The organism is Paraburkholderia sp. J94 (assembly GCF_905220285.1).
In the GTDB taxonomy this organism is placed as follows: Bacteria; Pseudomonadota; Gammaproteobacteria; order Burkholderiales; family Burkholderiaceae; genus Paraburkholderia; species Paraburkholderia tropica_A.
The window spans coordinates 1-790 of sequence record NZ_CAJMZH010000048.1 but is presented as its reverse complement, the minus strand read 5'-3'; the positions used below and the strand labels follow the sequence as shown (position 1 = coordinate 790).

Here is a 790-nt window from a genome sequence, read left to right as displayed (position 1 = left end):
AGCGTCGGTGCTGCTGGACGTCACTTGACCCGCCGCGACGTTCGTCACCTGACGTTCAGCGCCTGCCGCGCCCATGCTCACCACGCCGGTCGGCGTCGTGCCTGCATAGGTGTACGTCGTGCCGCCGATCACGCCATTGGTCGTCGCCACAGCCGCAGCCGTGGTCGCGCCGTTGCCCAGTGCAACCGAGTTCGCCGTCGACGCATTCGCGCCGTTGCCGATCGCGATCGCGTTCGCTGCGCCAGCCGTTGCTACCGGACCAATCGCCGTCGAGTTCGTACCCGTTGCCACCGAATCGCCCAGCGACGAGTTCGTGTGGAAGTACTTGATACCGCCGCCGTTCACGATGTTGTTCACCGTGTTCGTGACGCTCGTGACGTTGTTGTTCGTCGCGTACAGCTGCGAACCATTCACCGCATCCGTGCTCGTCGACGACAGCGTGCCAGCCGCCACGTTGCTCAGCTTCACGTTCGAGCTTGCGCCCGTGCCGCCCAGCGTCACCGAATTGTGTGCCGACGAGTCGTACATCACCGCATCGGCCAGCTTGCCGTTGATGTTGGTGATCTGGCCTTGCATCGTCGTCACGTTACCGGCGATGTTCGTCACCGTACCCGTGAGGTTCGACACGTTCGTGTTCGTCGCATACAGCTGCGAACCATTCACCGCATCCGTGCTCGTCGACGACAACGTGCCTGCCGCCACGTTGCTCAGCTTCACGTTCGAGCTTGCGCCCGTGCCGCCCAGCGTCACCGAATTGTGTGCCGACGAGTCGTACAGCACCGCATCCGCG

General features: G+C 63.7%; 1 pseudogene. It reads right to left on the bottom strand.

Features of this window, described 5'->3' with window-relative positions:
- A pseudogene (locus U4Y88_RS37575) lies at positions 1 to 790 on the bottom strand (hypothetical protein); the annotation flags it as partial.